The sequence below is a fragment of the Ochrobactrum vermis genome, assembly GCF_002975205.1.
GTDB lineage: Bacteria > Pseudomonadota > Alphaproteobacteria > Rhizobiales > Rhizobiaceae > Brucella > Brucella vermis.
On record NZ_PCOC01000001.1, the window covers coordinates 204,430 to 225,338 of the forward strand.

Sequence of the window (20,909 nt, forward strand, 5' to 3'; positions counted from 1 at the left end):
ATGCTCCCAAGGATCGCGCCGTGTCTCTACCGCAAAAGCGTTTACTGGCTGATTTTCCTGCCTTCTTCCGGGTGTCGGAAGAGGTGGTTGTCGTCGTTGGCGGCGGCGAGGAAGCTTTGAACAAGGCGCGCCTCGTGGCGCAGACATCCGCACGTCTTCGCATCGTTGCCGAAGAAACAGAGCATCATCTGGCCGATTTTATTGCAAGCCATGGTGCGGAGCATGTGGCTGCACCTTTTGCGCCGAAACATGTCGCTGGCGCAAAGCTTGTTTTCGTGGCGACCGGCGATGAAGCGCAGGACCGCGCCGTTGCCGCTGTGGTCAAGGCCGAGAGGGTTCCGGTCAATGTCGTGGACCGTCCTGCCCTTTGCGATTTCCTGACGCCTGCCATCGTCAACCGCGCGCCGCTAACGATTGCCATCGGCTCGGAAGGAAGCGCTCCGGTTCTGGCGCAGATGGTTCGTGCACGTATCGATGCCGCCTTTTCGCCGCGCCTTGGCGAGCTTGCGCATTTCGCCGAAAGCTGGCGTCCACTGGTCGAGCGTGCGTTGCCCAAGGGTCTGGCGCGTCGCAGTTTCTGGCGCGGTTTCTTTTCGGGCCGTGTTGCCAGCGCCATTGAAAATGGCGACCGAGTGGAAGCCTATAAGGCTGCGAGCGACCTGATCGAGCAGCGCGACAATGCCGCCGGTTATGTCTGGGTGGTCGGCGCCGGTCCGGGTGCCGAAGACCTACTGACGCTTCGCGCGCACCGCGCTTTGATGGAAGCCGATGTCATCGTGCATGATGCGCTGGTGCCGGAAGGCGTCATCGCCATGGGCCGTCGTGACGCCGAGCGCCTTGCCGTCGGCAAGCGCAAGGGCTGCCATTCCAAAAGCCAGGACGAGATCAACCGTCTGCTGGTTTCGCTGGGTCGGGAAGGCAAGCGCGTTGTGCGGCTGAAATCCGGCGATCCTCTGGTTTTCGGGCGCGCAGGCGAGGAAATGGCGGCACTGCGTGCCGCCGGTATCGGTTTCGAAATCGTGCCCGGCATCACCTCGGCCTTTGCTGCCGCTGCCGATATGGAATTGCCGCTGACCCTGCGCGGCGTTGCCTCGTCGCTGGTGTTCACCACCGGTCATGACATGACGGGCGACGTGCTGCCGGGCTGGGCGAAGCTCGCCGTCTCGGGTGCAACGATTGCCGTCTATATGGGCTCCACGGTCGCGGCATCGGTTGCTGCGCGGCTGATTGGTGCGGGCCTGCACGAAGATACCGCCGTTGCGGTGGTGGAAAATGCGAGCCGGCAGGACAAGCGCCTGTTCCACGGCACGCTGAAGGATTTGCCGGATTTGGAAAGCCGCAAGGAGCTTTCGGGCCCGGTCATGGTGATCATTGGCGATGCAGTCGCCGGTGCCGCTATCGACAAAGCCGAAGCGCTGGCTCTCAAGCCGGTTTCCGTAGCAGCGTGATTTTGAGGAGTTTGGAAATGGTCGTAAAAGTTCTCACAGCAAACCGGCTGATCGACGGGCAGGCTGTGTGGCTCGGTGCTGACGGTTCGTGGCAGGAGACCATCGACGGCGCGCTGGTTGCTCGCCATGCCGAAGCTGTCACAGCGCTGGAAGACGCGGGCAAGGTTGCAGCGAAAGCCAATCTGGTTGTCGATGTGAATGTGATCGATGTCGAGGAGCGCGAGGAGGGGCTTTACCCAATCCGCCTGCGCGAGCGCATCCGCCTTTCCGGCCCGACCATCGTGACCTTTGGTGATCTGACTCTCGACAAGCCTGCTTTGAAGCGTGCCTCCTGAAACCGGACCTAGACTATGTATCGTTATGATGAATTCGACCGTGATTTTGTTGCGGCCCGCGTTGCCCAGTTCAAGGATCAGGTCGAGCGCCGCCTGACAGGAGAGCTGACCGAGGACCAGTTCAAGCCGCTGCGTCTGATGAACGGCCTCTATCTGCAATTGCACGCCTATATGCTGCGCGTGGCCATCCCCTATGGCACGCTGTCGAGCCGCCAGCTGCGCAGGCTTGGGTCGATTGCGCGCGACTATGATCGGGGCTTTGGCCATTTCACCACGCGACAAAACATCCAGTATAACTGGCCTTCGCTGAAGGACGTGCCGCGCATTCTGGAAGAACTGGCGGAAGTCGAGATGCATGCCATCCAGACCTCCGGCAATTGCATACGCAACGTGACCGCCGATCATTTCGCAGGCGCTGCCGCCGACGAAGTGGCCGATCCGCGTCCCTTCGCCGAAATTCTGCGCCAGTGGTCGTCGCTGCATCCGGAATTTTCCTATCTGCCGCGCAAGTTCAAGATCGCCATTGTCGGCTCGGACCATGACCGCGCCGCCATTCAGGTGCATGACATCGGCTTGCACCTGAAGAAGAACGAGGCGGGCGATCTGGGACTGGCCGTCTATATTGGCGGCGGTCAGGGTCGCACGCCGATGATTGCCAAGAAAATCCGTGACTTCCTGCCCATCGAGGACATGCTGACCTATGTTACGGCCATCGTGCGCGTCTATAATCTGCATGGTCGTCGCGACAACAAATATAAGGCGCGTATCAAGATTCTCGTCCATGAAACGGGCGTCGAAGAACTGACCCGCGAGATCGATGCTGAATGGGAAGATATTCGTTATGGCGAGCTGAAGCTGCCGCAGCGCGATATCAGCGCCATCGAAAGCTATTTCCGCATGCCGAACCTGCCGCAACGGCCGGAAGGCTGGGAAGTGCTGGCTGTTACCCAGAAGGCCGATGCGGAATTTGCAAGCTGGGTGGCGCGCAATGTCACGCCGCATAAGAACCCGGATTATGCCGTGGTCACCATTTCGCTGAAGCCCATCGGCGGCATTCCCGGTGACGCAAGCGCCGAGCAGATGGAACTGGTGGCGGATATTGCCGAAACCTATTCCTTTGATGAAATCCGCGTCAGCCACGAGCAGAATCTGGTTCTGCCGCACGTGGCGAAGGCCGATCTCGCAGCGGTCTATGATCTGCTGCAATCGGACGGTCTGGTGACGCCGAATGCCGGTCTCATCACCGACATTATCGCTTGCCCCGGTCTCGACTATTGCGCCCTTGCCAATGCGCGCTCCATTCCGGTGGCGCAGCGTATTTCCGAACGCTTCGGCGACCAGCAGCGCCAGCTTGAAATCGGCGATCTCAAGATCAAGATTTCCGGCTGCATCAATGCCTGCGGCCATCACCATGTCGGCCATATCGGCATTCTGGGCGTCGAGAAGAAGGGTGAGGAACTCTATCAGATCACGCTTGGCGGTTCGGCGGATGAGCATTCGACCATTGGTGACATCACCGGTCGCGGCTTCTCGTCGGAAGAAGTGGTGGATGCCATCGAAACGGTCGTGGACACCTATCTGTCCTTGCGTGAAAGCCCGGAGGAAAACTTCCTCGCCGCCTATCGCCGCGTCGGCATGGAGCCGTTCAAACGCGCGCTTTATGGAGAAATAAGCCGTGCAGCTTGATGCTGAACAAAGTGCCAGCGCCGAAGCCCGCCTTCTGGAGGTCAGCCACGGTGCGTCTACCCCGCAGGAAGTGATCGCGCTCGTCACGCGCGAACTCTTTGACGGGCAGATCGCGGTCGTGTCTTCCTTCGGGGCGGAATCGGCTGTGCTTTTGCATATGATCTCGGAAATTGACCCGGCCACCCCGGTGCTGTTTCTCGATACGGGCAAGCATTTCCGGGCCACGCTCGATTATCGTCACGATCTGGTGGACCGGCTGGGGCTGACCGATGTGCAGGATATCCTGCCGCTGGAGGATAGTCTTAAAAGCGATGATCCGTTCGGTGCCCTGTCGATGACCGACAAGGACCGCTGTTGCTTCATCCGCAAGGTTGAGCCGATGGCGCGCGCCGTCGCGCCCTATCGCGCCTGGATGACGGGCCGCAAGCAGTTTCAGGCATCGACGCGCGAAAGCCTGCCGGTGTTTGAATCGGTCGGCCCACGCATTCGCATCAATCCGCTGGCGCGTTTGCAGGCAGCAGACCTCAAAGCCTATGCCGAAAAGCATGATCTGCCGCCGCATCCTCTGACCGCGCAGGGCTATCGTTCCATCGGCTGCATGCCCTGCTCGCGGCCCGTGAGCGATGGCGAAGACCAGCGTGCCGGACGCTGGGCGGGATCGGAAAAGACAGAATGCGGCATCCATCTGACTGGCCTTGCCGACAGCCTTAAAACATTGGGAGCCACCGAGCGGAAATGAGCGATATCAACGAAACCAAACTCTGGTCCGCCGATGGCTTTCGTGAAGACGATTATGTCTTTGCCGACGATCTTGAAGCGGCGGGCGACGCCCCGGCGATCGTCATTCCGCTCGCCGTCTGGCTCGGGCTGGGTGAAGAGCGCCGCCGCGCCTCCAATCGCCGCATCGGCGTTTCGGTTGCACCGGGCGAAGCCATTGAACCGCTGCTGAATGATCTGGGCAGCGTGCCGCTGATCGCCTTGCAGTTCCCGGCTTTCAATGATGGTCGTTCCTATTCCAAGGCCGAGATTTTGCGCCGCGAAGGTTTTGCCGGTGAGTTGCGAGCCGTTGGCGACGTGCTGATCGATCAGGCCGCGCTGATGCTGCGCACCGGCTTTGACAGCCTTCAGGTGACCAACAAGGTTGCACAAGGCCGTCTCGGCGAAAATCGTCTGGTCGATACGCCCGGCTATTACCAGCCCGGTCGCGGTTCCGTGCAGGAAGAGGGCGGGTTTGCCTGGCGTCGTGTCCAGACCAGTTAGGCACATCACTCAAATTTGCCATTTTTCTGCGCGCCTTGATGCGCTAGACACGCCTCATTAGTTTCAAGGAGTCGAGGCGTGATCCGGCATATTGTTTTCTTCAGCGTCAAGGAAGGTCAGGATATAGAGGCCGTGAGGAAAGGGCTGGAGCAACTTGGCACCATCCCGCATTCCGAAGTCTTCGAAGTTCTGCCAAATTCCAAGGTCGATCCGATGTGTGAACGCATCGATCTCGTTGTCTATGCAGAGTTCAAGGATGAGGAGGCGCTTTTTGCTTTCAAAAGGCATCCGACCTATGACGCCACGACGCAGCTTGTGCGTCCGATGCGTGAATTGCGCTTTTCCGCAGACGTTGTGACAGACAAGCGCTGATTACCAGTCAGCCAGCGGCTTTTCCTGCAGCGGTAGACCACCAAACAGATCGGGCTCGCTAGAGATTTTGGCGCGCTCGATATTGAGAAGCTTCAGTTTCGTCGCCGTGCCCCCTGCCGCCGAAAAACCGCCAACCTTGCCATTGGCGCCCAGTACCCGATGGCATGGCACAATGATTGGAAACGGGTTTTTGCCCAGTGCATAGCCGACAGCCTGTGAGAGGCTGATATCGCCGAGCCGCCGCGCAATCGCGCCATAAGTCGTCGTCTCGCCCGGTTTCAGTTCCAGGATGATTTCATAGACCTGACGGTTGAGATCGGGTTGGGTATCGAGCGCCAGCGGTGCGTCGGAAAAATCGACAGCGGCTCCGGTCAAAAGCGCGCGCACCCCTTGGATTGTATTGGTGACGAAAACCGGAAGATCGGTATCTTCTGCACCGGGGAACCGCTCATCGAGCCGATAACGGGTTTCTTTCTCGTCGGCGTCTCCGATCTCGACGCCAACGATCTTTTGGCCGCGCCAGGCAATGCCGCACGGTCCGATCTCTGTTTCGAAAATGGTGATACCTGACGATTCCATGGAAGAGATACTAGCATGGTTTCGATCGCGGCAAGCCGGTTATCGGGCGACTATAGGAACGTTCAAGTGAAAAGTCGTAATAATTGCGGAAATTGCCGCAGTGAAATGGTTGAAGAACGACACGAATAATGATTGTGTGATGGCAACCGGCCAATGCCCTTAAATGGCCAAACGGATTGACGAGAGTTTCCGGCACCTGTCACGGCGGGAGCGGAACCGAGGAATTTAAATGGACGATTACGAGCGATATGCCACAGGGTTGATGATCGTTTTTGGTGCGCTGATTATCGGCGGCCTCATGGCGGCTAACCTGTATCACGGCGACAAGCCGGGCTTTTTATTCGCGCTAGGCGCTGCAGTTGTCAGCTGGTTCGCGGCCTTTGCCGTCTTGTTTGACAAGCCGCGCGTTTACGGCGTGATGATTGCAGTTGCGATCGGCCTGGTTGCGGCTTCAATCGGTGCCTACGTCACCTGATTTCTAAACCACGTCATTTAGAAAAAGCCCCGGACTATCCGGGGCTTTTTTGATTCAGAGATAGGGCGAGTAGCACTGGCGCCGCGGCCCGTAATTGGGCTGGAACGTGTTATCATAGGCTCGATAAGAGCGATAACGATTGTAGCACCAACGCACATGCGGGTTGCCGCCACGATAGACCGGAGCTGGACGGTAGCGATAAGCGGGAGGCGGCCCCCAATAACGACGATCATACCGATAGTAAGGGCGATAACGCGGACGGTCGTGTCGCCAGTGACGACGGTCTTCCCGCCAGTAGTCACGGTAGTCGTAATATTGAACATTCTGCACATTCGGTGCGGAGGTCTGTGCGGACGGTGTCACCATCAGAGACGGCTGTGCCGCATTTGCAGTCCCGGCAACAGCAGACAATCCCATGCCGAGTGACAAGCATGCGGCAAACAGGGAATAAGTAAACCTTTTCATAGGCCTCTCCTCACAGCGCATACCGAAAAGTGTGAAACGGCTTTCGGATAAGATGCGCGTAAAAATAAACAACACATACTGTCCTTGGTCCTATTTTGCCTGGACAATGTGGCGCAGCGGTGGCCCTGCGAAGTCACGATTTCTTCGAGCTGGCAACAGATGGGTGATGCTCGATTATAGGCCGGAGAACGGCTTCTCCGAATTGACATAAAGATATGTTTATGTCATTAAGCGACTTTCGCAATGTGCGTATGGCAGGCAATTTAGATTGGTATGTCCCGAACAGACCTGTTGCCTGGTAACAGATTGAATACAGGCGGTGTTTGATGGCCTCTTCCCTCGATGGTCTTTTTGGTGCAACGGCGGCGCAGCCGGATGGCTCTGAAGTACTGGCGGCTCTCACCAAGGCAGCGCGCGAGCGCATCCTGATCCTTGATGGTGCGATGGGGACGCAGATCCAGGGACTCGGTTTTCATGAAGAACATTTCCGGGGTGAGCGCTTCGGCGCCTGCGACTGTCAGCTTCAGGGCAATAACGACCTTCTGACGCTGACCCAGCCCAAGGCTATTGAGGAAATCCATTACGCCTACGCCATTGCGGGCGCGGATATTCTCGAAACCAATACGTTTTCGTCCACGACGATTGCCCAGGCCGATTACGGCATGGAAGAGCAGGTCTATGAGCTGAACCGCGACGGTGCGCGCCTTGCCCGTCGCGCGGCCTTGCGCGCGGAGCAGAAGGACGGTCGCCGCCGTTTCGTTGCGGGCGCTCTTGGACCGACAAACCGCACAGCGTCGCTGTCGCCGGATGTCAATAATCCCGGCTTCCGCGCCGTCACCTTCGATGATCTGCGCATTGCCTATGCCGAGCAGATCCGGGGGCTGATCGACGGCGGTTCCGACATCATCCTGATCGAAACCATCTTTGACACGCTGAATGCAAAGGCTGCCATTTTCGCCTCGGAACAAGTGTTCGAGGAAAAGGGCATCTTCCTGCCGGTGATGATTTCCGGCACGATCACCGATCTTTCCGGCCGTACCCTGTCGGGCCAGACGCCAACGGCATTCTGGCATTCGCTGCGTCACGCCAGGCCGTTCACGATTGGTCTCAACTGCGCGCTCGGCGCCAATGCCATGCGCGCTCATCTGGATGAATTGTCGACCATCGCCGACACATTCATCTGCGCCTATCCGAATGCCGGTCTGCCGAACGAATTTGGCCAGTATGACGAAACGCCGGAAGCGATGGCCGCCCAGATCGAAGGCTTTGCCCGTGACGGCATGGTCAATGTGGTCGGCGGCTGCTGCGGCTCGACGCCGGAGCATATCCGCGCCATTGCCGAGGCCGTTGCAAAGCACCCGCCGCGCAAGCCTGCCAAGGTCGCGCCGCTGATGCGTCTTTCGGGCCTTGAGCCTTTCACGCTGACCGAGGACATTCCCTTCGTCAATGTCGGCGAGCGCACCAACGTGACCGGCTCCGCCCGGTTCCGCAAGCTGATCAAGGCGGGCGACTTTGCCGCCGCACTCGATGTGGCGCGCGATCAGGTGGCCAATGGCGCCCAGATCATCGATATCAATATGGATGAAGGCCTGATCGATTCCGAAAAGGCGATGGTCGAATTCCTCAATCTGATCGCTGCCGAGCCGGATATTGCCCGTGTGCCGATCATGATCGACAGCTCCAAATGGGAAGTCATCGAGGCTGGCCTGAAATGCGTTCAGGGCAAGCCGGTGGTCAACTCCATCTCGATGAAGGAAGGCGAGGAAGCCTTCATCCATCACGCCAAGCTCGTCCGCGCCTATGGTGCGGCGGTGGTGGTCATGGCGTTCGACGAAACCGGACAGGCCGATACCGAAGCGCGCAAGATCGAAATCTGCAGTCGCGCTTACAAGATTCTGACCGAGCAGGTTGGTTTCCCGCCGGAAGACATCATCTTCGATCCGAACATCTTTGCGGTGGCGACCGGTATCGACGAGCACAATAATTATGGCGTCGATTTCATCGAAGCGACGCGGAAGATCATGGCGATCCTGCCGCATGTCCATGTGTCGGGCGGCGTGTCGAACCTGTCTTTCTCGTTCCGCGGCAATGAGCCGGTGCGCGAGGCGATGCATGCCGTGTTCCTCTACCACGCCATTCAGGCGGGCATGGATATGGGCATCGTCAATGCCGGTCAGCTGGCGGTCTACGATGCCATCGATCCGGAATTGCGTGAAGCCTGCGAGGACGTAGTGCTGAACCGCCGTTCCGACTCGACGGAACGGCTGCTGGAAATTGCCGAGCGTTTCCGCGATTCAGGTTCCAAGGAAGCCAGGGTGCAGGATCTTGCCTGGCGCGAATGGCCAGTGGAAAAGCGCCTCGCACATGCGCTGGTCAACGGCATTACCGAGTATATCGAAGCCGATACGGAAGAGGCGCGTCAGGCTGCCGAACGGCCGCTGCACGTCATCGAAGGCCCACTGATGGCTGGTATGAATGTGGTTGGCGATCTGTTCGGCGCAGGCAAGATGTTCCTGCCTCAGGTGGTCAAGTCCGCCCGCGTGATGAAGCAGGGCGTGGCCGTCCTCCTGCCTTACATGGAAGAGGAAAAGCGCCGCAATGCTGAAAATGGGGTCGGCGGCAGCGAACGTCAGAGTGCCGGCAAGGTGCTGATGGCGACCGTGAAAGGCGACGTGCACGATATCGGCAAGAATATCGTCGGCGTCGTACTGGCCTGCAACAATTACGAGATCATCGATCTCGGCGTGATGGTACCGTCGCAAAAGATTTTGCAAGTGGCGCGTGACGAAAAGGTGGATATCATCGGCCTTTCCGGCCTCATCACGCCTTCGCTCGACGAAATGGCGCATGTCGCGGCGGAAATGGAGCGCGAAGGCTTTGACATTCCGCTGTTGATCGGCGGGGCGACCACGAGTCGCGTTCATACGGCGGTCAAAATTCATCCGCGTTATGAACGCGGACAGGCAGTCTATGTCATCGATGCCAGCCGCGCTGTTGGTGTCGTATCCAGCCTGCTCTCGCCGGAAGGCAAACAGGCCTATGTCGACGGCCTGCGCGGGGAATACGCCAAGGTCGCAGCCGCTCATGCGCGCAACGAAGCGGAAAAGCAGCGCCTTCCGATCGCTCGTGCCCGTGCCAATGCACATAAGCTTGACTGGGAGAGTTTCGCGCCGACAAAGCCGACTTTTACCGGCACCAAGACCTTCGATGATTATAATCTGGCTGAGATCGCCCGCTATATCGACTGGACACCGTTCTTCCAGACCTGGGAATTGAAGGGCCGTTATCCTGCGATCCTGGAAGATGAGAAGCAGGGCGAGGCTGCGCGCCAACTCTGGGACGACGCACAGGCGATGCTGAAGAAAATTATCGACGAAAAGTGGTTTGCGCCGAAAGCTGTTGTCGGCTTCTGGCCAGCCAATACGGTGGGCGACGATATCCGGCTCTTCACCGACGAAAGCCGGAAAGAGGAGCTTGCAACCTTCTTCACCTTGCGCCAGCAACTCAGCAAGCGTGATGGTCGCCCGAATGTCGCTATGTCCGACTTCGTGGCTCCCGTCGAAAGTGGAAAGCAGGATTATGTCGGCGGTTTCGTCGTCACGGCAGGCATTGGCGAAGTCGCGATTGCCGAGCGTTTCGAGCGCGCCAATGACGACTACTCGGCCATTCTGGTGAAGGCGCTGGCCGACCGTTTTGCCGAAGCCTTTGCGGAACTGATGCATGAGCGCGTGCGCAAGGAATTCTGGGCTTATGCGACGGATGAAACCTATACGCCGGAAGAACTGATTGGCGAACCTTACAAGGGTATTCGTCCGGCTCCGGGCTATCCATCCCAGCCCGACCATACTGAAAAGACCGCGCTTTTCCGCCTTCTGGACGCGACTGCGAATACGGGCGTGGAATTGACGGAAAGCTATGCGATGTGGCCTGGCTCATCAGTATCGGGTCTCTATATAGGCCATCCGGAAAGCTATTATTTCGGTGTGGCCAAGGTCGAGCGCGATCAGGTCGAGGATTACGCAAGCCGCAAGGGAATGGCGGTTGAGGAGGTCGAACGCTGGCTTGCGCCGATCCTCAACTACACACCAGGTGCGGCTGCCGAGGATGCTGCGGCATGATGAATGTCGCAGCTCAATTAACTTAACCTCATATATTCGTATTTCTGACAGATGCGCCAAGCGCGTTCGGCTGGTTTGTAGTTGCTTATCGACTGCAGATCAGCAGACGAGGCGGCGTCAGCCCGGTATTCCGTGTTTTGGGGTGCAGATTTAGTTGTCGTTCAGAGCGCGTTTCATCTGATTGAACGAGATCCGCGCGTCTCAACGGTCTATTTTAACGCGCATCTTGTTCCGAAAGGTTGCGCTGTGTAGATATTAAGTATTTATTAAAGTAAAGCATAATTTATATAACTGTAATATTTAATTGGTGGTGATTTATATATTTCACAATACTATATATAGAAAAATACAGGGATGCGTTAGTGATTTGTTGGCGTTTTATTTAAATTCGTCGAATTTCAATAATCATCAATAGTTATATTTTTCATTGAGAAGTCTGCAATGAAATGGGAACAAATCTATGAATCCATGCAATCTGCTGACGATGCCGGACAGCTCCTTGAATACATAAATACCTATGCCAAACAGTGTGGTTTTGCACACACGGCCTATGTCATACGCGTGCCTTTGTTAAACGGTGTCGTCAAATAGCCTAGCTTTGGATCGTTGCCGCGGGAATGGATCGATCACTATGCGGCCATAAAATATGCGGATCTGGCCCCACTGGTTCGCAAGGCATTGAACAGCATCGAGCCGCTGGTCTGGTCATCAAAGCTGTTTGCAGATGCGCCGCAGATCTGGGCGGACGCACAGCGCTTCGGTCTGAAGGTTGGAATTTCCCAGCCGTGCTGGGCGGCACAGGGCGTGTTCGGAATGCTGTCGTTCCTGAGAAATGGCCAGGCATTATCTTCCGGCGAAGTTTCAATGTTGTGACGTCAGATGCAGATCGCAGCCAACCTTTTGCATCTTTCGATGTATGAACATCTCGATGTTCCGACGATGAATTGCGTTTCGGAAGTGAACCTGACGATGCGTGAACGGGAAATCCTGCGCTGGACAAGCGAGGGAAAGACTGCCGAGATAATCGGCACGATCCTCAACATTTCGACACGCACGGTGAATTTCCACATCAGTAATGTGCTTACAAAGCTGGTTGCGGTCAATAAAGTTCAGGCGGTCGCCAAAGCCCGCACCTTCGGTCTTCTCTAAATCTCTTCCAAGTCCCTCGGCGGTTTGATCCGAAGGGCAATTTTCAGCGGCTTTCCGGTTTGCGCTTTTTCGGAAACGGGCTACAAATTCATTATCTTTCCCGGAGGATCAATGAATGACTGCTCAGCCAAACTCTCTTGAAGCCCGCGATATCCGTTATCATCTCCATTCTTACACTGACGCTGTCCGCCTCGAAGCGGAAGGCCCGCTTGTCATCGAGCGTGGCGATGGCATTTACGTCGAAGATGTCACGGGCAAGCGCTACATCGAAGCGATGTCAGGACTTTGGAGTGTCGGCGTGGGCTTTTCGGAACCGCGTCTGGCTGAAGCAGCCGCAAGGCAAATGAAGAAGCTGCCTTTTTATCATACATTCTCCTATCGTTCACACGGCCCCGTCATAGATCTGGCTGAAAAGCTTGTTTCGATGGCTCCTGTTCCGATGAGCAAGGCTTACTTCACCAATTCAGGTTCCGAGGCTAACGATACGGTTATCAAGCTGATCTGGTATCGCTCCAATGCGTTGGGCGAACCGGAGCGCAAAAAAATCATCTCGCGCAAGCGTGGTTATCACGGCGTGACGATTGCCTCTGCGAGCCTGACTGGCCTGCCCAACAATCACCGCTCCTTCGATCTGCCGATCAACCGTATTCTGCATACGGGCTGTCCACATCACTATCGTGAAGGGCAGGTGGGCGAGAGCGAGGAACAGTTCGCAACGCGACTCGCGGATGAGCTGGAACAGTTGATTCTTGCTGAAGGTCCCCACACTATCGCCGCCTTTATCGGCGAGCCTGTGATGGGTGCTGGCGGCGTGGTCGTGCCGCCGAAAACCTATTGGGAGAAGGTTCAGGCGGTTCTCAAGCGCTACGATATTCTCCTGATCGCCGATGAAGTCATTTGTGGCTTCGGGCGGACGGGCAATCTGTTCGGCAGCCAGACATTCGACATGAAACCTGACATTCTGGTCATGTCGAAGCAGCTTTCGTCATCCTATCTGCCGATTTCGGCCTTCCTCATCAATGAGCGTGTGTACGCTCCGATTGCCGAAGAAAGCCACAAGATCGGCACGCTTGGCACGGGCTTCACGGCATCGGGCCATCCGGTGGCGGCGGCTGTGGCGTTGGAAAATCTCGCTATCATTGAAGAGCGTGATCTGGTCTCCAATGCGCGCGACCGCGGTGCCTATATGCAGAAGCGCCTGCGCGAGTTGCAGGGTCATCCTCTGGTCGGCGAAGTGCGTGGCGTCGGTCTCATTGCCGGTGTCGAGCTTGTCACCGACAAACAGGCCAAGACAGGCCTTGAGCAGGCTGGTGCGCTGGGTGCACAGGCAAATGCAGCTCTTCAGGAGCGAGGCGTCATTTCGCGCGCAATGGGCGACACACTTGCCTTCTGCCCGCCGCTAATCATCAATGATCAGCAGATCGATACGATGGTGTCAGCGCTTGAAGCGACGCTGAATGATGTTCAGGCGAGCCTCGCCAGGTAATAATTTGCTCTGGAGCTGTTTGAATGACGGGCAGCTCCAGAGCGCAAATTCGCTAAATATCACAAAAATTGTATGATTTTCCGTCACTTGGTCGGAAATCGGCCTTTTCGAGCGTGCGCAAGTTTGTTCCGGTCCAGCTTGCAAATACGGTAAGTTTTTCGCGCAAGCCAGTTGCAATACGCGATAGGTTTCTTTCACTTTTCCGCATCATTTCACGACAATGCGCGCATCGTGGCCTTTGCCGCACCTGCGCCGGATGAAGGCTTGCGCCACCCCTCCAGCCAGTATCGAGTCCCCATCCGGTTACCGGGAGTAAGTAGTCGTGCATCATGCATCCCTGACCAAGAACCTGACGCATCTGCAGCGCCTAGAGGCGGAAGCGATCCATATTTTTCGTGAGGTTGCAGCAACCTTCTCCAATCCGGTGATGCTTTACTCGGTCGGGAAAGATTCTTCGGTGATGCTGCATCTGGCGATGAAGGCATTCTATCCGGCTCCGCCACCCTTTCCCTTTCTGCATGTCGATACGACATGGAAGTTTCGCGAGATGATCGAGTTTCGTGATGCCCAGACACGTGAAAAGGGTTTCGAACTGCTCGTGCATATCAACGAGGATGGCGTGCGCGAGGGTATTGGTCCATTTAGTCATGGATCGAATATCCACACCCATGTGATGAAGACGGTCGCTTTGCGGCAGGCGCTCGACAAATACAAGTTCGATGCCGCTTTTGGCGGCGCTCGTCGCGACGAGGAGAAATCGCGCGCCAAGGAGCGCATCTTTTCTTTCCGTAACGCGCAGCATGGCTGGGACCCCAAGAACCAGCGTCCGGAAATGTGGAAGATCTATAATACGCGAGTTTCCGCCGGGGAGTCGATCCGCGTCTTTCCGCTGTCGAACTGGACCGAACTCGATATCTGGCAATATATCCTGCAGGAGAACATCCCCATCGTGCCGCTTTATTTTGCGGCGCATCGTCCGGTGGTCGAACGCGATGGCATGCTGATCATGGTCGACGATGACCGTATGAAGTTGCGTCAGGGCGAACAGGTAGAAAACCGACTGGTGCGATTCCGCACGCTTGGCTGCTATCCACTCACTGGCGCAATTGAATCCAGCGCGGCCGACCTCTCGGGCATCGTCGAAGAAATGCTGATTGCTCGTACATCCGAGCGGCAGGGCCGCGCCATCGATCGTGATGAAGCCGGATCGATGGAGAAAAAGAAGCGCGAGGGCTATTTCTGATGAATGCGATAATCAAGCCTGTTGCGACCAATGCCGCAGTTAGCGATTTTCTGGCCGATCAGGAGCGGAAAACTTTGCTGCGTTTTCTCACTTGCGGGTCAGTGGATGATGGTAAGTCAACGCTCATCGGGCGTCTGCTTTACGACACGAAACTCATCTTCGAGGACCAACTTGCATCATTGAAGAATGATAGCCGCAAGTTCGGCACGACGGATGACGACTTCGATTTTGCGTTGCTGGTCGACGGGCTGGAAGCCGAGCGGGAGCAGGGGATCACCATCGATGTCGCCTATCGCTTCTTTTCGACGCCACGTCGCAAATTCATCGTCGCGGACACGCCGGGGCATGCGCAATACACGCGCAACATGGCAACCGGTGCCTCGACAGCCGATCTCGCAATCGTGCTCATCGATGCCCGTCAGGGCGTACTGACCCAGACACGGCGCCATTCCTTCATCGCCTCGGCGCTCGGCATTCGCCACATCGTTCTGGCCGTGAACAAGATCGATCTGGTCGATTTCTCGCAAGAGGCTTTTGAGCGCATTGTCGCGGACTATATGAGCTTTGCCAAAGAACTAGGTTTTGTCAGCATCCAGCCGATTCCCCTCTCGGCACGCTTTGGTGATAACGTTACCCTGCCGTCGCCACGCATGGGCTGGTATGAGGGGCCGCACCTGCTTGAACATCTGGAAACCGTGCGCATCGATACTGAGGCAGCGGCAAAGCCGTTTCGTTTTCCCGTGCAATATGTAAACCGGCCCAATCTTGATTTTCGCGGCTTCTCCGGCACCGTGGCGTCAGGTTCGATCAGCGTGGGTGATGCCGTGGTGGTTGCCAAATCTGGCAAGACATCCCGTGTAAAGCGCATTGCCACCTATGACGGTGACCTGCCGCGTGTTTCCGAAGGGCAGGCTGTCACATTGGTGCTGGAGGACGAGATCGAGGTTTCACGCGGCAATATGCTGGTAGGGACGGAAGCCCGGCCCGAAGTGGCGGATCGCTTCTCAGCCAATATAGTCTGGTTCGGCGAAGAGGCGTTGCAGTCCGGCCGTTCCTATATCCTTCGTACAGAGACGGATCAGACACCGGTAACGATCAACGAGATCGTTTACAGAACTGATGTTGACAGTATTACGCATCAGGACACCTCTCGCCTCGACCTCAACGAGATTGGACTTTGCCATCTCCAGACAGTAGATCAGATTGCATTCGATCCCTACGCCGACAATCGTGTAACGGGTGCATTCGTATTGATCGACAGGCTTACCAACGCCACTGTAGGTGCAGGAACGGTCGATAGTGCTCTCCGGCAGGCGACGAATGTGCATCTTCAGCCTCTCGACCTCGACAAGCAGACACGCGCAGCGCAGAAATTCCAGAAACCGGCTGTACTCTGGTTTACGGGTCTGTCCGGCTCTGGCAAATCCACCATCGCAAACCGGCTGGAACAGCGCCTCCATGCGCTGGGAAAGCACACTTATCTGCTGGACGGTGATAATGTCCGCCATGGCCTCAACAGCGATCTGGGCTTCTCAGAGGAGGATAGGGCAGAGAATATCCGCCGTGTCGGCGAAGTCGCCCGATTGATGATCGATGCCGGACTGGTGGTGCTGGTCTCCTTCATTTCGCCATTTCGGAGCGAACGGGATCACATTCGCTCTCGGCTGCCTGAGGGCGAATTTGTGGAAATATTCGTGGATACGCCAATCGAGGAATGCATCGCCCGCGACCCGAAAGGGCTCTATGCGCAGGCTTTGCGCGGAGAGATCAAGGCTTTCACTGGGATAGATTCTCCTTACGAAGAGCCGGTTTCACCGGAACTTCGCCTGAATACGACAGGTCGTGACGTTGACGAACTCGTCGCAGAAGTAGAAAAGTATCTTGCCGAACATGGTATCATCGGCAGTTATGGCAGTGATTCCTGGTCGATCTGAGCAATGAAGATTTCAGCCTCCCCGAAAGCCGATCCAAACGGCGAAGCAATGCTGGCCGTCCTGCAGGAAGCTGCACTGGCGGCGGGGCGCATTATTATGAAGCACTATGCCAATGGTTGCGCGGTTCAGAGCAAAAAAGATGCTTCGCCCGTCACGGAAGCAGATCGTGACGCGGAGGCCATCATTCTTGCGGCAATCGCTTCTGTCATCCCAGATATTCCGGTTGTGGCGGAAGAAGAAGTGGCGGCGGGACGTTTGCCTTCGCAGTTGGGAAGGCGGTTTCTATTGGTCGATCCGCTGGATGGAACACGCGAATTTCTACTGCGAAACGGCGATTTCACGGTGAATATAGGCCTGATCGAGGATGGCGTTCCGGCTCTCGGCATTGTCTACGCGCCGGTTCGCAATCGTTTGTTCATCGGAAACAGCAACGGTGCCGAAGAAATAACGACGACCAAAGATCATGCGGTCGGATCACGGCGTGGGATAGCAGTGCGTGTTCACGGGCCGGAGCGCGTGGCCGTCTGCAGCCGGTCCCATAAGAACCCGGAGACGGAAAAGTTCCTGAACGACAACAGGATCAGCAACTGCGTTTCCATTGGCTCGTCGTTGAAGTTTTGCCTGATCGCCAGCGGAGAGGCCGACATCTATCCGCGGTTCGGCCCGACGATGGAATGGGATACGGCAGCAGGCGACGCTGTGTTACGCGCTGCGGGCGGCCTTACCACGACATTCGAGGGAACACCGCTCTCCTATGGTCAACGCGCCGATGAAGGTGTCGCCGGATTTGCCAACCCTAATTTTGTGGCTTTCGGCGGTGGAACACTGCCTGTTTTTGCCGCGATGTGACACCTATCGATAACAAACCGACAGAGTGTCCGGTTCTCATATTCAGCGCGCCCGAAAGCCGTGTCCAACTTTTCGGGTTGGGCATTTAAAAAAACGGCAAGATGCACTTGCAGCTTGAAATTTGGGGCGTTATAAGCCGCCTCAAGGTCACGACCACATGGTCACGGAGTGTAGCGCAGCCTGGTAGCGCACCTCGTTCGGGACGAGGGGGTCGGAGGTTCGAATCCTCTCACTCCGACCATTTACTTGAGGGCGTGCCCTCATTCATCTGATGTTTCACTTTCCAGTTCGGTGGCAACAAGTTGTTGTATGCGAATTGCACGATGCAACTCTTTCAAAAGAACTCAGCGCAGGGCTACATCTTAAGCTGATATTGTGTTAAGTGCTTCGTCGAAGAGCATTGGCGCATTGAGGTAGATTTTGCCTAATTAATACCGGTCTCATCCAGTTTCACCTGTACACCTGATAGCAAGAAGCTGTCGGGGTATGAACTTGTTCATCGGGTGGCGGTAGAGACCGGTTTGGCATTGTCAAATGTGCCGGACAGCTTGTGCTGTCTCTGCTCTTCAGCCACTCAAAACATCGCCATACCGCGCCCGGAACGGGGCACCTCATTCGCCATCTTGGTGAGCTTCCAAAATGGAAGACCGAGATATTATGAGCGATACTCTTCGGGTACGGTGGATCATCACACCGAAAATTGCCCCTCAGCCTTGGATTGCGTGCGGTGGATGCAGCAAATTGAAGGCTTTTCAGTCGAGCGGAAAGGTTCGACTGAATGCCAATGGTCGCAAGCTGGATGCGTGGCTGATCTATAAGTGTCTGACATGTGACAAAACATGGAATCGGCCGATCTTCGAACGACAGAATGTTCGCGAGATCGACCCTAAGATATTGGAGGCACTTCAGTCCAACGATCCGCAATGGATCCGGAGGGAAGCGTTCGATATCCAGGCACTGAGACGTAAATCGCAGCGCGTCGATGAGTTTTCAGAGTGCGAAGTTGTGAAAGGCATCGCGCATGGCACAGCAAACTCCAAACTAATCGAGATCGAATTGCAGGTGGCCTTGACCGCCAGCATACGCCTCGATCGTCTCTTGGCAACCGAGCTTCAAATCTCTCGCGCCAGCCTTCAGGCGCTTTGCGATAGGCGGGTAATTCGGATTGCACCGGACGAAAACAGCATCTTGCGGCGACGCGTCAAGACCGGTGTCGTGATCTCGATAAATCCGGGGGGACTGGATCGCGAGACCGGATGGCAGGCGCTTGTCGCGGGAAGAGCGTTAGAGCGCCGATCTGATTGAATCCGATAGGCGCGTTAAAACAATGAAGGCCCGGTTTCGGGCCTTCTGTCGCTCTGCGAACAGATGACTGAGGTCGGCAGTCCCTGCCTATTCCCTCTTCCCGAAAACCGACATACGCATGAACTCGCCGTCATATTCAGCGAGAGCAACCACGCGTTTTCGATCCAGTATTTCCACACGATTTGATCGAAACTGGATCAATCCTTCCTCGCGCAGGTCACGCAGCATCCTGTTGAGATGGATGGGCGTCAGTCCCAGAGCATCAGCGAGCTGATATTGCGTAAGGGGGCAATAGAAGGAGTTCGGGTCGCCCATCCCGCACGATTCCACACGGTCGGAAAGCTCAAGAAACAGATGTGCGGTTCGGACGAACGCGGCGCGACATCCGATATTGGTAAGGTGCTCGATCAACATGGACCGTTGGCGTGCAAGAAGCTCGATAAGGATCAGACTGAGGCGCGGCGCGCGTTCAATAGAGGCTTCAAGCGAGGCGAGTGGGATCTCGAAAACCGACATCGGTGTGATTGCCGCGATTGTGTTGTAGCTATATCCATCGGCGGTTCTAAGGCCGAGAAAATCGCTCCGCATGGGGAAGTCGATAATCTGCCGTTCACCACTCGACAGATCGCGATAAACGCATCCCCAGCCGGAGCGCACAAGATGGATGCTTCTGACGCGCGCACCTTGCTCGATGATGGTGGCATCGGCGGCAAAATCGTTTTCAATCACAGTGAGCGAAGAAAGCGCGTCTGTTTCCCGCGCTTCAAGCTTGGCCAGAATTGGAGCCGTCTCCAATAAACCAATAAGCGCTTCAATCGATGGGGCTGTGGTCTGCTTGCCACTATGCATTTCTAACCCACTAGGACGTATTCCGAGATGCATGGAATAGCTTTTCGGAAAAGATGCGCGTTAAAACGAACAATTAGAGCGCGATTTGATTCAATCAAATCGAAATGCGTTCCGAAGCATTTCCCGCAGGACCGCATTGCGATCTTGCGTTTGGAAAAACGGATAAACCATCAAACGGTTTTTCCGTCAGAATTTTGAGTATTCTTGAATTTGGGAATACGCAACTGCCCCATGCTACGTCGATAAATTCTGTAAGCCCGAAAACCATCTAAACGAAAGATATAGAGGCTATATCCTCCCGCTCTACAAGTCGTTCTTATGGACGGTCATAAATTTTCTGCATTGCTAACATAAGTTAATGACACGATTATTTCCCGATAGCAATATTTACCCCAGTCAACGCCATAGGTCTATCCAGGCAGGCACATGAAATCACTCGTCTCTGACGAAAGTAATAGTTGGATGCATAAACATAGAGCAACTTGAGTAGCGCCGGGAGTATCACATGTTGGAAACAAGAGGGGATAGCCTTTGGGCGGCTTCGGAGAGCGTTGGCGATAGGGGCAACGCCGCAAGCGTTGAGGCAGCGCGTGGACGGCGTATGTTGCTCGTATGCAAAAGCAACCTTGAGCGCCAGTGCCTTTATAACGGGCTCGTGCTGAATGGTCTCAAGCTTCCCGTGGAGACACAAGCGGCGGTCGAGCTCGCGGATCCAACGGACGATATTGCTGTCGTTCTCATCAATATCGGCTCGAAACGATTGGCCGATCCATTTTTCTCGGAAAAATTGCAGGCTGTGATCGAACTTTGGCGTCCGGTTCCGGTCGTTTTTCTTGCTGAACGCGAAGAGTGGGCTCAGGTTGTGCGCGCAATGGAAATCGGCGCGCGCGGCTATATCCCAACTTCAGTCGATATAAAAGTCTGCGTCGAGGCCATTCATCTTGCAACTGCCGGCGGCATGTATGTGCCCGCTTCGATGGTTTTCCAGACCGCGCCGACCGATATCGATGATGATGTTCTGGGTGAACTGCTTACGGCGCGAGAAATCGAAGTCGTCCATGCCATCCGGATTGGCAAGTCGAACAAGATCATCGCATTCGAACTCGGTATGAGCGAAGGCACGGTCAAGGCGCACGTGCACAACATCATGAAGAAGATCGGCGCTGCGAACCGCACCGAAGTAGCATGCAAACTGCACAGAATGTACGGAGAGAAGTTCGATCTCGACTGAACCATCCGATTATTTTCATCGGTTTGGTGCCGTTCGCCTAAAAAGTTTGGAGAGGCGAATTGGCGATCGCCTCTCCAGAATCGAACATATTCCGAAAAGTGTGAAACGGCTTTCGGGAAAGATGC

Annotated in this window: 17 protein-coding genes, 1 tRNA gene and 1 pseudogene; 16 read left to right on the plus strand and 3 right to left on the minus strand. The window is 56.0% G+C overall.

Going from position 1 to position 20,909, the window contains the following annotated elements; translation table 11 throughout:
- Positions 1-20 precede the first annotated feature (20 nt).
- From cysG to CQZ93_RS00980, 6 genes are all read left to right on the plus strand, one after another.
- Positions 21-1,448: a siroheme synthase CysG gene (gene cysG / locus CQZ93_RS00955; protein WP_105540915.1), complete on the plus strand. Its 1,428-nt coding sequence runs from the start codon at positions 21-23 to the stop codon at positions 1,446-1,448.
- Positions 1,449-1,465: 17 nt separating this feature from the next.
- Positions 1,466-1,783: a DUF2849 domain-containing protein gene (locus CQZ93_RS00960; protein WP_105540916.1), complete on the plus strand. Its 318-nt coding sequence runs from the start codon at positions 1,466-1,468 to the stop codon at positions 1,781-1,783.
- A gap of 15 nt (positions 1,784-1,798) precedes the next feature.
- A complete protein-coding gene (locus tag CQZ93_RS00965; RefSeq protein WP_105540917.1) occupies positions 1,799-3,469 on the plus strand; it encodes a nitrite/sulfite reductase in 1,671 nt (556 codons plus the stop codon).
- Complete coding sequence (locus CQZ93_RS00970) at positions 3,459-4,208, plus strand: phosphoadenylyl-sulfate reductase (RefSeq protein ID WP_105540918.1); 750 nt, start codon at positions 3,459-3,461, stop codon at positions 4,206-4,208. Before CQZ93_RS00965 ends, CQZ93_RS00970 begins: the two co-directional genes overlap by 11 nt.
- Positions 4,205-4,729, plus strand: a complete 525-nt coding sequence (locus CQZ93_RS00975) for a DUF934 domain-containing protein (protein WP_105540919.1) — start codon at positions 4,205-4,207, stop codon at positions 4,727-4,729. Before CQZ93_RS00970 ends, CQZ93_RS00975 begins: the two co-directional genes overlap by 4 nt.
- Positions 4,730-4,807: 78 nt before the next feature.
- Positions 4,808-5,101 carry a Dabb family protein gene (locus tag CQZ93_RS00980; protein WP_105540920.1) on the plus strand — a complete coding sequence of 98 codons (294 nt, stop codon included), beginning with the start codon at positions 4,808-4,810 and terminating at the stop codon, positions 5,099-5,101.
- Here the strand turns inward: CQZ93_RS00980 and CQZ93_RS00985 are convergent, their stop codons facing one another.
- Entirely contained in the window at positions 5,102-5,680 is a 579-nt protein-coding gene (locus CQZ93_RS00985; RefSeq protein ID WP_105540921.1) for a methylated-DNA--[protein]-cysteine S-methyltransferase, read from the minus strand.
- A 229-nt stretch (positions 5,681-5,909) separates the two neighbouring features.
- Between CQZ93_RS00985 and CQZ93_RS00990 the strand changes: the two genes are divergently transcribed.
- Positions 5,910-6,155, plus strand: a complete 246-nt coding sequence (locus CQZ93_RS00990) for a hypothetical protein (protein WP_010658028.1) — start codon at positions 5,910-5,912, stop codon at positions 6,153-6,155.
- Between the two features lie 54 nt (positions 6,156-6,209).
- On the opposite strand, the gene CQZ93_RS00995 is transcribed toward CQZ93_RS00990, so the two are convergent.
- Positions 6,210-6,620, minus strand: coding sequence for a BA14K family protein (locus tag CQZ93_RS00995; protein ID WP_105540922.1), 411 nt, complete (start codon positions 6,618-6,620; stop codon positions 6,210-6,212).
- A gap of 326 nt (positions 6,621-6,946) precedes the next feature.
- Here CQZ93_RS00995 and metH point away from each other — a divergent pair, with 326 nt between their 5' ends.
- The 8 genes and pseudogenes from metH (at position 6,947) to CQZ93_RS01035 (ending at position 18,704) form a co-directional block, all read left to right on the plus strand.
- Positions 6,947-10,738: a methionine synthase gene (gene metH / locus CQZ93_RS01000; RefSeq protein ID WP_105540923.1), complete on the plus strand. Its 3,792-nt coding sequence runs from the start codon at positions 6,947-6,949 to the stop codon at positions 10,736-10,738.
- 441 nt (positions 10,739-11,179) lie between these two features.
- Positions 11,180-11,887: pseudogene (locus CQZ93_RS01005) on the plus strand (LuxR family transcriptional regulator).
- Between the two features lie 115 nt (positions 11,888-12,002).
- Positions 12,003-13,373, plus strand: coding sequence for an aspartate aminotransferase family protein (locus CQZ93_RS01010; protein WP_105540924.1), 1,371 nt, complete (start codon positions 12,003-12,005; stop codon positions 13,371-13,373).
- A gap of 322 nt (positions 13,374-13,695) precedes the next feature.
- Entirely contained in the window at positions 13,696-14,616 is a 921-nt protein-coding gene (cysD, locus tag CQZ93_RS01015; protein ID WP_105540925.1) for a sulfate adenylyltransferase subunit CysD, read from the plus strand.
- Positions 14,616-16,550 (plus strand): sulfate adenylyltransferase subunit CysN, encoded by a 1,935-nt coding sequence (gene cysN, locus CQZ93_RS01020; RefSeq protein WP_105540926.1) that lies wholly within the window; start codon positions 14,616-14,618, stop codon positions 16,548-16,550. Before cysD ends, cysN begins: the two co-directional genes overlap by 1 nt.
- Before the next feature lie 3 nt (positions 16,551-16,553).
- Positions 16,554-17,399, plus strand: coding sequence for a 3'(2'),5'-bisphosphate nucleotidase CysQ (gene cysQ / locus CQZ93_RS01025; protein WP_105540927.1), 846 nt, complete (start codon positions 16,554-16,556; stop codon positions 17,397-17,399).
- Positions 17,400-17,563: 164 nt separating this feature from the next.
- Positions 17,564-17,640 (plus strand) — tRNA-Pro (locus CQZ93_RS01030).
- A 416-nt stretch (positions 17,641-18,056) separates the two neighbouring features.
- Complete coding sequence (locus tag CQZ93_RS01035; protein ID WP_105540928.1) at positions 18,057-18,704, plus strand: DUF1062 domain-containing protein; 648 nt, start codon at positions 18,057-18,059, stop codon at positions 18,702-18,704.
- 87 nt (positions 18,705-18,791) lie between these two features.
- Here CQZ93_RS01035 and CQZ93_RS01040 read toward each other — a convergent pair whose 3' ends face one another.
- A complete protein-coding gene (locus CQZ93_RS01040; RefSeq protein ID WP_105540929.1) occupies positions 18,792-19,553 on the minus strand; it encodes a Crp/Fnr family transcriptional regulator in 762 nt (253 codons plus the stop codon).
- A gap of 505 nt (positions 19,554-20,058) precedes the next feature.
- Here CQZ93_RS01040 and CQZ93_RS01045 point away from each other — a divergent pair.
- Positions 20,059-20,784, plus strand: coding sequence for a response regulator transcription factor (locus CQZ93_RS01045; protein WP_105540930.1), 726 nt, complete (start codon positions 20,059-20,061; stop codon positions 20,782-20,784).
- Positions 20,785-20,909 lie beyond the last annotated feature (125 nt).

What these genes read in the sequence shown, in the direction of transcription:
- metH (WP_105540923.1), top strand. Translation starts at nt 6,947, where the DNA reads ATGGCCTCTTCCCTCGATGGTCTTTTTGGTGCAACGGCGGCGCAGCCG.
- CQZ93_RS00985 (WP_105540921.1), bottom strand. Translation starts at nt 5,680, where the DNA reads ATGGAATCGTCAGGTATCACCATTTTCGAAACAGAGATCGGACCGTGC.
- cysN (WP_105540926.1), top strand. Translation starts at nt 14,616, where the DNA reads ATGAATGCGATAATCAAGCCTGTTGCGACCAATGCCGCAGTTAGCGAT.
- CQZ93_RS01010 (WP_105540924.1), top strand. Translation starts at nt 12,003, where the DNA reads ATGACTGCTCAGCCAAACTCTCTTGAAGCCCGCGATATCCGTTATCAT.
- CQZ93_RS01035 (WP_105540928.1), top strand. Translation starts at nt 18,057, where the DNA reads ATGAGCGATACTCTTCGGGTACGGTGGATCATCACACCGAAAATTGCC.
- CQZ93_RS01040 (WP_105540929.1), bottom strand. Translation starts at nt 19,553, where the DNA reads ATGCATAGTGGCAAGCAGACCACAGCCCCATCGATTGAAGCGCTTATT.
- CQZ93_RS00965 (WP_105540917.1), top strand. Translation starts at nt 1,799, where the DNA reads ATGTATCGTTATGATGAATTCGACCGTGATTTTGTTGCGGCCCGCGTT.
- cysQ (WP_105540927.1), top strand. Translation starts at nt 16,554, where the DNA reads ATGAAGATTTCAGCCTCCCCGAAAGCCGATCCAAACGGCGAAGCAATG.
- CQZ93_RS01045 (WP_105540930.1), top strand. Translation starts at nt 20,059, where the DNA reads ATGTTGGAAACAAGAGGGGATAGCCTTTGGGCGGCTTCGGAGAGCGTT.
- CQZ93_RS00990 (WP_010658028.1), top strand. Translation starts at nt 5,910, where the DNA reads ATGGACGATTACGAGCGATATGCCACAGGGTTGATGATCGTTTTTGGT.
- CQZ93_RS00995 (WP_105540922.1), bottom strand. Translation starts at nt 6,620, where the DNA reads ATGAAAAGGTTTACTTATTCCCTGTTTGCCGCATGCTTGTCACTCGGC.
- CQZ93_RS00975 (WP_105540919.1), top strand. Translation starts at nt 4,205, where the DNA reads ATGAGCGATATCAACGAAACCAAACTCTGGTCCGCCGATGGCTTTCGT.
- CQZ93_RS00960 (WP_105540916.1), top strand. Translation starts at nt 1,466, where the DNA reads ATGGTCGTAAAAGTTCTCACAGCAAACCGGCTGATCGACGGGCAGGCT.